The sequence below is a fragment of the Dactylosporangium sp. NPDC049140 genome (genome assembly GCF_040648435.1).
Window position 1 is genome coordinate 131,165 of sequence record NZ_JBEZDS010000002.1, and the last position, 14,248, is coordinate 145,412.

At 72.7% G+C, this 14,248-nt stretch carries 11 protein-coding genes; 5 read left to right on the forward strand and 6 right to left on the reverse strand.

The window, feature by feature from the left end:
- Positions 1–20 precede the first annotated feature (20 nt).
- The 4 genes from AB0B76_RS04335 (at position 21) to AB0B76_RS04350 (ending at position 3,594) form a co-directional block, all read left to right on the forward strand.
- Positions 21–521 (forward strand): DUF456 domain-containing protein, encoded by a 501-nt coding sequence (locus AB0B76_RS04335; protein ID WP_360369131.1) that lies wholly within the window; start codon positions 21–23, stop codon positions 519–521.
- A gap of 69 nt (positions 522–590) precedes the next feature.
- A complete protein-coding gene (locus AB0B76_RS04340; protein ID WP_360369134.1) occupies positions 591–1,361 on the forward strand; it encodes a maleylpyruvate isomerase family mycothiol-dependent enzyme in 771 nt (256 codons plus the stop codon).
- 92 nt (positions 1,362–1,453) lie between these two features.
- A complete protein-coding gene (locus tag AB0B76_RS04345; protein WP_360369137.1) occupies positions 1,454–3,241 on the forward strand; it encodes a 3-hydroxybutyryl-CoA dehydrogenase in 1,788 nt (595 codons plus the stop codon).
- A 23-nt stretch (positions 3,242–3,264) separates the two neighbouring features.
- Positions 3,265–3,594, forward strand: a complete 330-nt coding sequence (locus AB0B76_RS04350) for a hypothetical protein (RefSeq protein WP_360369140.1) — start codon at positions 3,265–3,267, stop codon at positions 3,592–3,594.
- A gap of 4 nt (positions 3,595–3,598) precedes the next feature.
- Here the strand turns inward: AB0B76_RS04350 and AB0B76_RS04355 are convergent, their stop codons facing one another.
- Positions 3,599–4,717 (reverse strand): glycosyltransferase, encoded by a 1,119-nt coding sequence (locus AB0B76_RS04355; protein WP_360369143.1) that lies wholly within the window; start codon positions 4,715–4,717, stop codon positions 3,599–3,601.
- 781 nt (positions 4,718–5,498) lie between these two features.
- Between AB0B76_RS04355 and AB0B76_RS04360 the strand changes: the two genes are divergently transcribed.
- Complete coding sequence (locus AB0B76_RS04360) at positions 5,499–6,989, forward strand: sugar transferase (RefSeq protein ID WP_360369146.1); 1,491 nt, start codon at positions 5,499–5,501, stop codon at positions 6,987–6,989.
- A gap of 49 nt (positions 6,990–7,038) precedes the next feature.
- Here the strand turns inward: AB0B76_RS04360 and AB0B76_RS04365 are convergent, their stop codons facing one another.
- The 5 genes from AB0B76_RS04365 to ccrA all read right to left on the reverse strand — a co-directional run bounded on the left by AB0B76_RS04365 (position 7,039) and on the right by ccrA (position 14,240).
- Complete coding sequence (locus tag AB0B76_RS04365) at positions 7,039–7,887, reverse strand: glycosyltransferase (protein ID WP_360369149.1); 849 nt, start codon at positions 7,885–7,887, stop codon at positions 7,039–7,041.
- A gap of 42 nt (positions 7,888–7,929) precedes the next feature.
- Positions 7,930–9,123: a class I SAM-dependent methyltransferase gene (locus AB0B76_RS04370; RefSeq protein WP_360369152.1), complete on the reverse strand. Its 1,194-nt coding sequence runs from the start codon at positions 9,121–9,123 to the stop codon at positions 7,930–7,932.
- Between the two features lie 169 nt (positions 9,124–9,292).
- Positions 9,293–11,323, reverse strand: coding sequence for a hypothetical protein (locus AB0B76_RS04375; protein WP_360369155.1), 2,031 nt, complete (start codon positions 11,321–11,323; stop codon positions 9,293–9,295).
- Positions 11,324–11,448: 125 nt separating this feature from the next.
- Entirely contained in the window at positions 11,449–12,690 is a 1,242-nt protein-coding gene (locus tag AB0B76_RS04380; protein WP_360369158.1) for a cell division protein DivIVA, read from the reverse strand.
- Positions 12,691–12,890: 200 nt separating this feature from the next.
- Positions 12,891–14,240: a crotonyl-CoA carboxylase/reductase gene (ccrA, locus tag AB0B76_RS04385; protein WP_360369161.1), complete on the reverse strand. Its 1,350-nt coding sequence runs from the start codon at positions 14,238–14,240 to the stop codon at positions 12,891–12,893.
- Positions 14,241–14,248: the final 8 nt, after the last annotated feature.

Here is a 14,248-nt window from a genome sequence, read left to right on the forward strand (position 1 = left end):
CGTGCTGCACAGTGTTCGGTGTGGATGCGACCGACACGGGCGGCCTGATCTCCGTCATCACCCCGATCTGCGTGGTCCTCGGCCTCCTCGGGGTGCTCGTGCCCATGCTGCCGGGCCTGCTGTTGTGCTGGGCGGGCGTGGCGGCGTGGGCCGTGTTCGGCGGGCACGGGGCGACCGGGTGGGCGGTGGGGATCGCCGCCACGGCGGTGCTCGCGCTGGGGCTCGTCGCCAAGTACCTCGTCCCCGGCCGCAACCTCAAGCGCGCCGGAGTGTCCAACCTGACCCTGTTCCTGGGCGGCGTCGGCGGCATCATCGGCTTCTTCGTGATCCCGGTCGTGGGCCTGGTGATCGGCTTCGTGCTGGCGATCTTCCTCGTCGAGCTGGCCCGCCACAGCGACTCGCGGCAGGCCTGGCAGTCCACGAAGCACGCGCTGAAGGCCGCGGGCCTGGCGATGCTCATCGAGCTGGCGACGGGCCTGATCATCGCGGCCATCTGGCTCGCCGGGGTCTTCATCGCCTGACCCCTGGTTGCCCCCTCGCCGATCCGCTACCCGACCGAAAATGTCGTACCCGTGTGGCACTGTGTCGGGATGGAGATCGGTCGGCACATCGACGCCTTGGAGCGCGCCGGGCTGGATCTCGTCGACGCCGCGGAGAAGGCGGGCTTCGACGCCCCGGTGCCCACCTGCCCCGAGTGGACGGTCCGTGAACTGCTCCAGCACGTCGGCTACGTCCACCGCTGGGCCGCCGCCTATGTCCGCGACGGGCGCACCCGCATCCTGACCGACGACGAGGAGGCGGACGCGGTCGGTCCCTTCCCGGAGGACCCGGCCCTGGTCGACTGGTTCCAGGCCGGCCACACCGCGCTCGTCGACCTCCTGCGCGCCGCCCCGGCCGACACCGCCTGCTGGCACTTCCTGCCCGCCGGCTCCCCGCTCGGCTTCTGGGCCCGCCGCCAGGCCCACGAGACGACGATCCACCGGGCCGATCTGCAGGGCGCCGTCGGCGACATCGCCGGCGTGGAGGCCGACCTGGGCCTCGACGGCATCGACGAGCTGCTGATGGGCTTCTACGGCTCCCGCGGCGGCCGCCTGCGCAGCGAGAAGCCGTGCACGCTGTCGGTCCATGCGCTGGACGGCGCCGCCGCGGACGGGCCCCACGAGTGGACGGTCACGATGACGCCCCAGGGCGCGACAATCGTGCGGGGCGCCACGGCGCCGGCGGACTGCTCGCTGCGCGGCCCGGCGAGCGCGCTGTACCTGGCCCTGTGGAACCGCCGCGCCACGCGCGACCTCGACGTGCAGGGCGACGAGTCGGTGCTCTCGGTCTGGCGCGACCGCGCGACGATCCGCTGGACCTGAGACAGCGGGATATGCCACAGGAGGTCGGATCGACGGTGCCCGGCATGGGAGACTCGCCCAGGAACTGAAGGGTCGTTAGGGAGGCGGGCTACATGGGGCGCGAGTTTGCATCCGTCGGGGTGGTCGGGCTCGGAACCATGGGGGCCGGCATCGTCGAGGTCTTCGCCCGCAACGGGATCGACGTCCTGGCCGTCGAGGTCGGCGACGAGGCGCTCCGGCGGGGGCGGGAGACGCTGCACGGCAGCGTCGACCGGGCCGTGCGCAAGGGCAAGCTCTCCGAGGACGAGCGTGCCGCGCTGCTGAGCCGGGTCACCTTCGCGGTCGGGCTGCCGGCGCTGGGCGACGTGGACCTGGTCATCGAGGCCGTGCCCGAGCAGCTCGAGCTCAAGCAGCGTATCTTCGCCGAGCTCGACAAGGTCTGCCGGCCGGGCGCCATCCTCGCCACCAACACCTCCAGCCTCTCCGTCACCGAGATCTCGGTCGCCACGAGCCGGCCCGACCGGGTCGTGGGCATGCACTTCTTCAACCCGGCGCCGATCATGAAGCTCGTCGAGGTCGTGCGCACCGTCGTCACCGCCGACGACGTGGTCGCCGACATCGAGGCGCTGTGCGCGCGGCTGGGCAAGGTGGACGTCACCATCGGCGACCGGGCCGGGTTCATCGCCAACGCGCTGCTGTTCGGCTACCTCAACCAGGCGGTCTCGCTGCTCGAGGCCAAGTACGCCACCCGCGAGGACCTCGACGCGGCCATGCGGCTCGGCTGCGGGCTGCCCATGGGTCCGCTCGCGCTCATGGATCTCATCGGGCTCGACACCGCCTACGAGATCCTCGACACCATGTACCGCCGCGGCGGCCGCGACCGCCGCCACGCCCCCGTGCCGCTCATCAAGCAGATGGTCACGGCCGGGCTGCTCGGGCGGAAGTCGGGCCGGGGCTTCTACACGTACGAGAAGCCGGGCTCGCCCGTCGTCGTGCCCGACGAGGCCACCCCCGCCGCCGGCGGCGAGAAGACCGCGGCGGTGCCGGCGGTCGCGAAGGTAGGCGTCGTCGGCTCCGGCACCATGGCCACCGGCATCATCGAGGTCTTCGCGCGCGCCGGGCTCGAGGTCGTCTCCGTGACCCGCGGCGCCGAGCAGTCGGGCCGCACCTTCGAGACGCTCAAGACGTCGCTGAACAAGGCGGTCGTGCGCGGCCGGCTCGACGAGGCCGGGCGGGACGCGGCGCTGGGCCGGGTCACCTGGTCGGCGACGATCGAGCACCTGGCCGACGTCGACCTCGTCGTCGAGGCGGTCGTGGAGGAGCTGTCGGTCAAGAAGGCGCTCTTCGCCTCGCTCGACGAGATCTGCAAGCCCGGCGTCGTGCTCGCGACCACCACGTCGAGCCTGCCGGTGATCGAGCTCGCGGTGGCCACCGAACGCCCCGCCGACGTGGTCGGGCTGCACTTCTTCAACCCGGCGCCGGTGATGGGCCTGGTCGAGGTGGTGCGCACGATCCGCACCTCCGACGCGACAGTCGCCGCCGCCACCGCGCTGTGCCGGGCCGTGGACAAGCACGCGGTCGTGTGCGCCGACCGCTCCGGGTTCGTCGTCAACGCGCTGCTGTTCCCGTACCTCAACGACGCCGTCAAGATGGTCGAGGCGTCGTACTCGACCGCCGACGACATCGACCACGCGATGAAGCTGGGCTGCGGCTACCCGATGGGCCCGTTCGAGCTGCTCGACGTCGTCGGGCTCGACGTGGCCCTGGCGATCCAGCGGGAGCTGTACCTCGAGCTGCGCGAGCCCGGCTTCGCCCCCGCCCCGCTCCTGGAGCATCTGGTCACGGCCGGCTACCTGGGCCGCAAGGTGGCCCGGGGATTCCGCGACTATTCGAAGCGGTAGTTCCCGCCGGATAGGCTGAATGCGTGTCCCCCCGGCGCAACCACCCCAAGCGCGACGACGCACCGCCGCCGATCGACCTCGACCGGATCAAGCGGGGCGTCGGCGCCGTGCAGCAGTGGAGCGACGGGGAGTGGCAGGTGCGCAACATCCCGGCGGGCGGGGCGACGAAGGCGTACCGCTGCCCGGGTTGTGACCAGGAGATCGGCCAGGGCGTGCCGCATCTGGTGGCCTGGCCCGCGGACGAGCGCGGCGACCTGACCGACCGCCGGCACTGGCACACCGGCTGCTGGCGCGCCCGCGACCGGCGCGGCCCGAACGTCCAGCGCAGCCGCAGCGCGCCGCGGTACGGCTGAGGGGCTAACGGTCGGGGCGGGACAGGTCGCGGCGCACCAGCGACGACGGCGGGCGGCCCTGGATCGGGACGAACGGCATCGGCTCCGCGGCCGACAGCCAGGAGTCGCGGCGGCGCCAGATCGACAGCCACGGCTCGCCGGTCGCCGAGCGCACGAGCGCCGCCGCGCTCAGGATCAGCCCCGCGGCCCGCGCCCGGGCGGGCGGGAGGTGCCGGTGCGCGAAGGCCATCCGCTCCGTCAGCAGCGCCGTGCTCACCAGGCGGGGCGGCGGGCGCTCGGGGTCCAGTGCCGAGTGCCGTCCGGCCGGGCGATCCGGGGCGATGGCGGCCATCTGCGCGTCGGGCACGAGGACCGGGCGGGCGCCGAGGGCTCGTGCGCGTACCGACAGATCCGCCGTGGGCATCCGCTCGTCGAACCCGCCCAGCCGCTGCCACAGCTCGCGCTCGATGAGCAGCATCCGGGGCGTCACGGCCGGCACCTCGCCGCCGATCGCGCGGTCCAGCCGCGGCAGCCGCTCGGGATCGTAGGGCAGCCCGGCGGCCAGGCAGGCGGTGCCGAGCAGCGACGGCGGCCCCTCCACGGTGCGCCCGTCGTCGATGCGGTCGCGGCCGGCGTACGGCGTGCGCCCGAGGGCGAGCAGGCCGGAGAGCGGCGAGCGCCCGGCCTCCACGCGGTCGCGGGCCGGCAACGGCAGGCGGGCGAGGACGGGCGCGAGGCGGGCGGTGAGCGGCGCGCGGCCGGGGGAGACCCGCTCGCGCAGGGTCCGGCCGGTGTACAGCCGGTCGTCGGGGTGTGAACCCGCGTACTCGACGAGCGTCCGCACCGTGTCGTCGATCGGCTGCAGGCCGGGGTCGAGGAAGAGCAGCCAGGGCGCGCGGGCGCGCGCGGCGCCGAGGTTGAGCGCGACGGGCGCCGGCAGCGGCTCGTCGCGGCGGATCAGCGCGACCGCGCGGAAGGCGTGGCGCACCGCGGCCGCGGTGTTGTCGGTGGAGCCGTTGTCCACCACGATCATTTCGGCCGGGACCTCGGTGCCCGTCCGCAGCGCGGCCAGCCCCTTGAGCAGAACCTCGCGGGCGTTGTGCGCGACGGTGATGATGCTGAGGACCGGTGCTGGCTGACTCACTAGCGGCTCCCACGGCGCGGTTGAAGCTTCCCGGATAGTACCGGCGGCGGGGGTGAATTAGCCGAAAGTACCGGGGGAAGTCCGCCGACAGGCCGGGTGAGAACCCGGCGGGCAGGCCGTGCGAGCTGCTAAAACGATCATTCTGGACACAAACCTGGCTCGGGTCCGCCTGCCGTCGTGCCGGTGGGCGCTGCTACTCTCGCCTCAGCGGTGCGGAAAATCTGCCCGGCTATTTGTGCTCATGCGTTGAAACATTCCTTGCGCCATTGCGTTCGGCGGCCGGATCGGGCGACAACCGGTATACAAGGATGCGAGCAAAGGGCGGAAGTGGTCCGAGGTGGCGGCTTGATGGTGACGCTCCGTTTGTTTACAACGAATGTAAGGACGGTCGAACGGACGGTGATCACGCGTTTCGCCTGGTCATGGGCTTGGCTGCATCGGCCATCGTCGCTGCATGGATCTTTAAGTCCGGCATAGCCGGTCATTAAGGCGACGCAGCGTGATTGCCCGGAGTTCGCCGGCCCTGGACGCGGAGCGGGCTTCCCGCACGCTCTCCGTCTTGTCCTTTTTTCCCTTATTCGTGGACGGTTCGGGCAAAGGTGCAGCACCCACGGTGTCAATAGCACCTTCAGCCACGTCGGGAATGCGGCACGACGGTACCGTCTATGGGACTTCCTCGGTACCTTACGCCAGGGTCGGTCGCGCATGGGTTGTCGCGGCGGGCGGACGCCACCACAACCTTCGATTAGTGGATCTGTGCTGGTACGCAAAGGGGGTTGGGATGGTCATGGCGGATTCGGCCACGGTCGAGACCGCGGTGATGGCGGCGTTCCCTGGGGTCCAGCGCCGGCGCCTCCGGTCGACCGGGCGTAATCTGCTGGTCGCCTTCCTCGGCGACGCGCTGGCGGTCACGATCACCATCACGATCGTCGTACTGTTCATGGCCGCCGATCTGATGGGCGGGGCGTTCGTGGCGCCCGGCGAGGGCGTGCCACCCGCCTCCTCCGTCACCGCGTTCGGTCTGTTCTGGCTGCTGCTGCTCGCCGGCAGCCGGATGTATGACCGCTGGTTCCTGGAGAACCACACGGGGATGATCTACCGGAGCCTGCGCGCCGCCGTCGTCGCGGTCGCGATCCTCGCCCCGGTCTGCGTGCTCTTCGACATGCTGTACCTGCTCAAGCCCATCATCGTCGCGGTACCCGTCGCCGTCGCCCTGACCATCGCCGGCCGCTACACCACGCTCGCGGTGCTGCGGACCGTGCAGCGGGAGTACGTCCGCCAGCGCACCCTGGTCATCGGGCCGGCCGACTCGGTCGTCACCCTGCTCACGGCGCTGCGCCGCGACCGTTCCTACGGTCTGCGGGTCGCCGGCGCCTGCATCACCGACCTCGACCACGCGCGCAAGATCACCGCTCACTCCATCCCGGTGTACGGCGACCTCAAGGACGTCGCCGGCACCGCCCTCGGCGCCGGGTGTACCGCGGTGCTGGTGGCGCTGCCGCTGGAGATGGACCCGTACAAGATGCGCCGCCTGGCCTGGGAGCTCTCGGACAACGACATCGAGCTGCTGGTCGCCCCGGCCCTGCCCGAGGTCGCCCCCGAGCGCGTGGCCGTGCTGCCCAGCGGCGGGGGCCCGCTGCTGCACGTGCGCGCGCCCGTCCTCACCGGCCCGCAGCGTGCGGCCAAGAACGTGCTCGACCGGCTGCTGGCCGCGATCCTGCTGATCCTGGCCGGACCGTTCATGATCGTGATGGCCATCATGATCCGCGCCACAAGCCCGGGGCCGGCCCTGTTCCGCCAGCCGCGTGCCGGGATCAACGGCAAGGAGTTCACCTGCTTCAAGTTCCGCACCATGGTCAAGGATGCGGACAAGCTGCGGCAGAACATCGAGCACCTCAACCAGCACACCGAGGGCCTGCTGTTCAAGATGAAGCGGGACCCGCGGGTGACCAAGGTCGGCTCGATCCTGCGCCGCACCTCGCTGGACGAGCTGCCGCAGCTGCTCAACGTCATCAACGGCACGATGTCGATGGTCGGCCCCCGCCCGCCGCTGATGTCGGAGGTCGCCGCCTACGACGAGGACGTACGCCGCCGGCTGCTGGTCAAGCCGGGCATGACCGGGCTGTGGCAGGTCAGCGGCCGCTCGGAGCTGTCCTGGCAGGAGTCGGTGCGGCTCGACCTCAACTACGTCGACAACTGGTCGCCGCTGCTCGACCTGCGCATCCTCGCCCGCACGGCGAACGCGGTGATCCGCGGGACCGGCGCCTACTGATCTCTTGCGTGCGACGAAGGCCCCCGGCGCGCCGGGGGCCTTCGTCGTGTCAGTCCGTGCTGAGTGCCGACCGGGTGCTGAGGTCGCTGCCCCAGCCGGCCCGGTCGCGGCGCACCCGGCTGAGCGTGCGGTCCAGGACCAGCACGCTCAGGTAGCAGGCGGCGTCGACCGGGCTCACCTCGCGGCGGCGGAGCAGGGCGGCGAGGGAGCCCAGGCCGGGCCCGCCCTCGGCGTGGGCCCGCTGGAGGCCGGCGAGCTGGCGGTTGCCGCGGCGCACGCGGACGCGGCGGTTCAGGTGGGCCTTGACGGTGCGGGCCGGGCGCACCAGCGACCGGGCCTCGGCCACCACCACCCGCTCGTCCGGGCCGAAGCTGGCGTGCACCCAGCCGTCGTCGGCGATCACGTCCGGCATCGGGAAGACCCGGGCGTGGCCCGCCTCGGTGAGCACGTAGACGCCGACCCCGGCGAGCGCGCGCATCGGCGCGATGAGCCGGTCGTGCACGCGGTGCACGCGCCGCACGAGCCGGCCGACCCGGGCCAGGTCGAGCTCGGGCACCGGGGCGCAGGCCAGCACGCCCGGCCGTTCGCAGGCGCGCACCAGGGCCCGGACGGAGTCGGCGGTCAGCTCGACGTCGGCATCGAGGTAGATCCGGGGGAAGGTCCGGCAGGCCTCGTCGCCGAGGCGCAGCGCCGGCACCTTACCGGGGATCGAGGTCTCCAGCACCCGCACCCCGGCCTCGGCCGCGACCTCGGCCGTGCGGTCGCCGCACGCGTTCGCCACGACGATGACGTCGAACTCGCCGGGCGCGGTGCCCTCCAGCAGCCGGCGCAGGTTGGCCCCGATGACCGCGGCCTCGTTGTGGGCGGGAACGACGATGCTGACCAGCGGACCCGTCACCGGACCACCTCTCGTACGGGAGTGCACCAGTGGCCGCCCGGGTCAGGCGACGAGGATCTCCGCGGCGACGCCGAGCTCTGTGAGGGCCTTGGCGATCTCCTCGTGGTACGCCGCATTGGTGATGACGACCGCCTTGGGCTGCAGGGCGGTCAGCGACGACGGCGGGTCGACGCGGTGCCCGGTGACCGGCAGGAACCGTCCCCACTTGCGCGGGTTGAGGTCGACCACGCCGGCCAGGGCGAGGTCGCGGTCGGCGAGGGTGAGCAGCTGCACGCCCCGCGATCCGGCCCCCCACAGCACCGGCCGGGCGCCCTCGGCGTCCAGCCGCGCGATGGTGGACCGCCAGCGCTCGCGCTCGGCGTGGTGCCGGTCGGCGAAGCCCGCCAGCGTGGCGAGCTGCTTGTCGCGCGCCCGCAGCGACGGGAGCTCGCCGGTGTGCGCGACGTGCCCGCCCGCGCGCGGGCGGTTCGCCGAGACCTCGATGTAGCGGTACATGCCGGAGAACAGCGTCCCGGTCGACTCGACGGTCCAGCCGGCGCGGCCGAAGAGGATCGCCAGGGAGTAGGCGCTGAAGTACGACACCTGCGGGTAGGCGACCTCCCAGCCGGCCGAGGCCAGCTCGTGGGCCGCGTCGGGCACCTCGACGTAGCCGAAGACCTCGCGCCCGCCGGCCTGCTCGCGCAGGTCGACCAGGAACTCGTGGGGGTCGTCGAGGTGCTGGAACCAGTGCCGCGAGGTGAAGAAGTCGTACGCCGGCAGGCCGCTCCCGCGCGGGGCGAGCACGCTGTGGAACGTGGTGGAGCCCTGCTCGCCCTCCTCGCCGGCGTACCGCGCGTCGTAGCCGACGCCCCGGGCGCCGCCGACGCGGGTCAGCTCCTGCAGGAACTCGCCCTGCCCGCACCCGAGGTCCAGCACGAGCTTGCCGTGCAGGTCGTAGCGCTCGTTGAGGTTCTCGACGAGCTCGGCGGAGAACCGCTGGAACGTGGGGGAGAAGTACCGGCTGGTGTCCATCGCGGTGTCGTAGACCAGCAGGTCCGGGTCGAACGCCACGTTGCGCACGTAGGCGCAGCGCGGGCAGGCGGCCGGCACCATCCGGGCGAGCGGCGCGGCGACCGCGTCGCCGTGCGCCTCCCAGTGCACGCCGCTCTGGACCGGGACGTCGCCGAGGTCGGCGAACGGTACGAGCTTGTCCTCGCCGCAGGCGTCGCAGATTCGGGCGGCCTGTTCCGTGGTCACGCCGTCACCCACCCGGCAGAGACAGTGACGAACACGCACATAGTAAAGCTCCCGAACGATCGTCGACGGGCGGAAGTTTATGGGTCGTCAAACGGCCACGGTGTCGTCTGTCGATTACCTGACTGTGGCGAGCAGCCTAGCGCCGGCGCGCGCGGGGCCGCGGTGAGGGTCAGCGGGTGCCGTTGGCCTCGACGGTGACCTTACCGTTGGTGGGCAGGGCGGCGGTGGCCGCGGTCAGCTCCTCGTCGATCTCGGCCTTGGCCTTGTCGGCCGTGGCCTTCGCCTGGGCCTTGGTCGCGCCGTTGGCGCCGCCACCGTCGGTCGCGTCCGTCGCCTTGGCGGCCTCCGCGGTCTCCGCGGCTTTGGCTACGGTCCGCAGGGCCTCGGCCGTCTCGGCCTTGGCGGCCTCCGTGGCCCTGGCCGCGTTCTTCAAGGCCTCGAGGGCCTCGGCCTTCGCTGTCCTGGTCGCCGTCTTCAGGGCCTCGGCGGCTTCGGCCTGAGCCGCCTGGGCGGCCTCCACCGCGGCCTGGCCGGCGGCGAGCTCGGCCTCCAGCGTGGCCACCTTCGCCTTGAGGGTCTCGGCCTCGGCGGCCGCGGTCCGCAGCGAGTCGGCCTCGGACGCCGTGGCGCGCAGGGTCTCGGCCTCCGCGGCCATGGCGCGCAGGGAGCCGGCCTCGGCCTCCAGGGCGGCGATGCGGGCCTGGAACTGCTCGGCCTCGGTGTCGGCGGCGGCGCGGACCTCGGCGGCCTCGGCCTCCGCGGCGGTGCGGGCGGCCTCGGCGGCCTGCAGGACCTCGCTGGCCCGGGTGGCGGCCTCCGCGCGCAGCGACTCGGCGTGCGTGGCGGCCTCGGCCTTGACGGTCTCGGCGTGGGTCGCGGCCTCGGCCTTGACCGTGTCGGCGTGGGTCGCGGCGTCCGCGCGCAGCGAGTCGGCCTCGGCCGCGGCGGCGGTGCGCAGCGACTCGATCTCGGCCGCGGCGGCCGTGCGCAGGGTCTCGGCCTCCGTGGACGCGGCGGTGCGCAGGGTCTCGGCCTCGGCGGTGGCCGCGGCGCGCTGCTCGGCGAGCTCGGCCTCGTGGGCCGCGCGCAGCCCGCTCAGCTGCTGCTGGAGGGTCTCGCGGTGGGCGGCGACCTCGGTGTCGGCGGCCTGCTTGGCCGTGACGGTGTCGGCCTCGAGCCGGCGGCGGGCCTGCTCGGCCGCCTCGGCGGCGGCGGCCTCGGCCTGGGCGGCGAGGGCGGCCGCGGCCTCCTGGGCCTGCTTGGCGACCGCGGCGGCGTGCTCCTGGGCCTGCCGGGCGACCGCCTCGGCGGCCTCCTGAGCCTTGGCGGCCACGGCCGCGGCGGTCTGCTGGGCCTGGGCGGCGAGCGTGTCGGCCTCGTGCTTGGCCTGGGCGGCGACGGTGGCGGCCTGCTCCTGCGCCTGGGCGACGAGGGCGGCGGCGTGGGACTTGGCCCCCGCGGTCTCCTGCTCGGCGGCGGCGCGCACGGTGTGGGCGTGCTGGTCGGCCTCGGCCTTGACGGCGGCGGAGTGCTGCTCGGCGGCGGTGCGCACCTGGTGGGCGTGGGCCTCGGCCTGGGCGCGGGCCTGTTCGAGCTGGGCGGTGGTGACCTGGGTGACGCGCTGGGCCTCGGCGTGGGCGGCGGCCATGATCTGCTCGGCCTCGCCGCGGGCGTGGGCCGAGCGCTCCTCGACGGCGCGGCTCTCGGCGTCCAGCGCCGAACGGCGGTGGAAGATCGAGCGCTCCTCCTCCGCGCGGCGGGCGGCGAGGGCGAGCTCGAAGTCCTCGTTGGCCTTGGCGGCGCGGTTGCGGGCCTCGGCGAGCAGGCGCTCGGCCTCGCCCCGCAGGCCGGCGATCTCCTGCACGGCGCTGGCGCGGATGTCGGCGGCCTGGTCCTCGGCGAGCCCGAGGATCTGCTCGACGCGCGGGCCGAGGTGGCGGAAGGAGAGCACCTCGCCGCGGCCGGGTGCGTGCCGCCGCAGCTCCGCCAGCTCCATCTGGAGATCCTGCACCTGGGAGGCGAGGGCCTGGACCTGCCCCCAGACCTCCTCGTTCTCCAGCTTCAGCGCGGCGATCTCGTTCTCGGACTGCGTCCAGTACTTTTCGACCTGTTCGCGCCGGTACCCGCGGATCGCCGTTTCGAAGTCTGGCTCCGAGGACACCCCTGTGCCCGAGTTGAAGAGGTCGCCGCCGTCTGACATAACACCCATCCTCACACGCAACGTCCCGCCACGCGCAATTACACACTGCGCGTGACGGGACGTGCGATCGAACTCCCCGTGAATTAACTTCGAGAACTGGCTGCGACCGCCCCGACCCGGTTCGGTCAGGCGGTGACCTTCTCGCCGTCGCCGGACTTGCCCTTCTTGGCGTCGGCTCCACCCTGGGCGGGGGCGACTGACGGCATGATTCCGGCCAGGCCGGACAGCATCTGCCCGAGCTGCGAGGTGACCGCGTCCTTCTGGCGGGTCAGGTCCTCGACCTCGCGACGGGCGCGCTGCGTGGTGTCCTCGGCCTCGCCGCGGGCCTCGCTGAGCACCCGGTGGGCCTCGGCGCGGGCCTCGTTGACGGTCTTGTCGGAGAGGTTCTTCGCCTTGTCGATGGTCTCGGCGGCGGCCCGCTCGGACTCGACGCGGCGGGTCTCCGCGCGCTGCTCGATCTCCTTGGCCCGGTCCTCGGCCGCCCGGGCGCGCCCCTCGGCCTCGGTGACCAGCTTCTGGGTGGCGGCGACGGCGGAGGCGTGGCGCGCGGACTCGTCGCGCTCGGCCTTCTCCTGACGCTCGGCGATCTCCAGCGCGAGGGACTGCAGGTCCTTGTCGCGCTTGTCGCGGGCGTCGGTGAGCAGCTTGGTCGCCTCGGCGCGCTTCTCCTCGGCCTCGCGCGCGGCCTTGGCCCGCAGCTGGGTGATCTCCCGCTCGGCGGTGGCCCGCAGCGTGGCGACCTCGCGCTCGACGGTCGCCTTGAGCTCGGCGACCTCGTGCGCGGTGGCGGTGCGCAGCTGCTTGGTCTCGCGCTCGGCGTCGGCCCGCAGCGTGTCGGCCTCGCGACGCGCCTGCACCCGCACCTCGGCGGCCTCGCGCTCGGCGGCCGTGCGCAGGTTGCCCGCCTCCCGCTCGGCGGTCGCCTTCATCGCGGCCGACTCGGCGCGCGCCTTGTCGGTGATCTCGCGGGCCTCCAGCCGGGCCGCGGAGATGATGCCCTCGGACTCGCGCTTGGCCTCGCCCCGGTGGTCGTTGGCCTGCTCCTCCGCCAGGCGCAGGATCTGCTCGACCCGCGTGCCCAGCCCGGAGAGCGTCGGCCGGTTGTTCTCTTCCAGCTGCTTGTTGGTGTCGCTGAGCTTCTGCTCCATGGTGCCGAGGCGCTGCTCGGCCTGGCGAACCCGGCGCTGGGCCTCGGCGAGGCGGCCCTCGGCCTCTTCGCGGGCCTGACTGGCCTGCTGCAGCTGCGCGTTGAGGCGCTGCAGCTTGCTGTCGACCTGCTGGCGGTCATAACCGCGCAGGACAACACTCAGCTCTTCGTGATCAGAGCCGTTCTGGAAGAAGTCAACCGAGGACTGCTGCTGGGGCATTGCCACATACTTGCAGACCACCCGGGGGAGTTCGCAAGGGTGGAACGGGTATCTTCCGCACGGCCCTCATGGTCATCTTTCCCGGGCCAGGACACGCCGCGTTTTTGTCACGCTTTATGGGCGTGTCGGGTGACCGGAAGGACCGGAACGCGGGGGGTATCAAATCCCACTCGACATCCCCCGCGCCGTTTGCCGGCCCTTCAGCGGTCGCGGAAGCGGTTGATCGCCGGCTCGTGCCGGGCCCGCAGTTCGGGGTCGCGCACCCCGAGGCCCTCGGCCGGGGCCAGGCCCAGGACGCCGACCTTGCCCTGGTGCAAATTGCGGTGCACGTCGTACGCCGCCTGCCCGGTCTGCTCCAGCGGGTACACCCGGGAAAGGGTGGGGTGGATGCGCCCCCGCGCGATCAGGCGGTTGGCCTCCCAGGCCTCGCGGTAGTTCGCGAAATGGGAGCCCACGATGCGCTTGAGGTTCATCCAGAGATACCGGTTGTCGTACTGGTGCATGAACCCCGACGTCGAGGCGCACGTGACGATCGTGCCGCCGCGCCGCGCGACGAACACGCTGACGCCGAACGTCTCGCGCCCGGGGTGCTCGAAGACGATGTCGGGGTCCTCGCCGCCGGTGAGCGCGCGGATCTCGGCGCCGAAGCGCTTCCACTCGTCCGTGTCCTGGTTGTGCTCGTCGCGCCAGAACCGGTACCCGGACCGGTCGATCACGAGCTCGGCGCCCATCGCCCGGCACAGCTCCGCCTTCTGCGGGCTGGAGACAACGCACACGGGCGTCGCGCCGCCGTTGAGCGCGAACTGCACCGCGTAGGAGCCCAGGCCGCCCGAGGCGCCCCAGATGAGCACCGTGTCGCCCTGCTTCATCTGCGCGCCGTGGTGGGAGACGAGCTGGCGGTACGCGGTCGAGTTGACCAGCCCCGGGCAGGCCGCCTCCTCCCAGGACAGGTGCGCGGGCTTCGGCATGAGCTGGTTGGCCTTGACCAGGGCGAGCTCGGCCAGGCCGCCGTAGTTGGTCTCGAAGCCCCAGATGCGCTGCTGCGGGTCGAGCATCGTGTCGTCGTGGCCGGCGGCGTCCTCGAGCTCGACGCTGAGGCAGTGCGCGACGACCTCGTCGCCGGGCTTCCACTTGCTCACCCCGGGCCCGACGCGCAGCACGACGCCGGCCGCGTCGGAGCCGACGACGTGGTACGGCAGGTCGTGACGCTTGGCGAGGGAGTTCAGCCGGCCGTACCGGCGCAGGAACCCGAACGTCGAGACCGGCTCGAAGATCGAGGTCCACACCGTGTTGTAGTTGACCGCGCTGCCCATCACGGCGATCAGCGCCTCGCCCGGCCCGACCTCGGGGGTGGGCACCTCCTGCACGTGCAGGGACTTGCGGGGGTCCTTGTCGCGCGTCTCCAGCCCGTCGAACAGGCCCGCCTCGCCGGCGCGCACCACGACGCCCCGATAGCTGTCCGGCACCGGCAGGCCGGCCACCGCCCGGAGCTGCGCGGCCGGGTCGGCGGCCCCTTCCGCCTGCATGATCGCGTCGAGGATGTGCTGCATCGCTGGCG

What these genes read in the sequence shown, in the direction of transcription:
- AB0B76_RS04340 (WP_360369134.1), top strand. Translation starts at nt 591, where the DNA reads ATGGAGATCGGTCGGCACATCGACGCCTTGGAGCGCGCCGGGCTGGAT.
- AB0B76_RS04345 (WP_360369137.1), top strand. Translation starts at nt 1,454, where the DNA reads ATGGGGCGCGAGTTTGCATCCGTCGGGGTGGTCGGGCTCGGAACCATG.
- AB0B76_RS04360 (WP_360369146.1), top strand. Translation starts at nt 5,499, where the DNA reads ATGGTCATGGCGGATTCGGCCACGGTCGAGACCGCGGTGATGGCGGCG.
- AB0B76_RS04375 (WP_360369155.1), bottom strand. Translation starts at nt 11,323, where the DNA reads ATGTCAGACGGCGGCGACCTCTTCAACTCGGGCACAGGGGTGTCCTCG.
- AB0B76_RS04380 (WP_360369158.1), bottom strand. Translation starts at nt 12,690, where the DNA reads ATGCCCCAGCAGCAGTCCTCGGTTGACTTCTTCCAGAACGGCTCTGAT.
- ccrA (WP_360369161.1), bottom strand. Translation starts at nt 14,240, where the DNA reads ATGCAGCACATCCTCGACGCGATCATGCAGGCGGAAGGGGCCGCCGAC.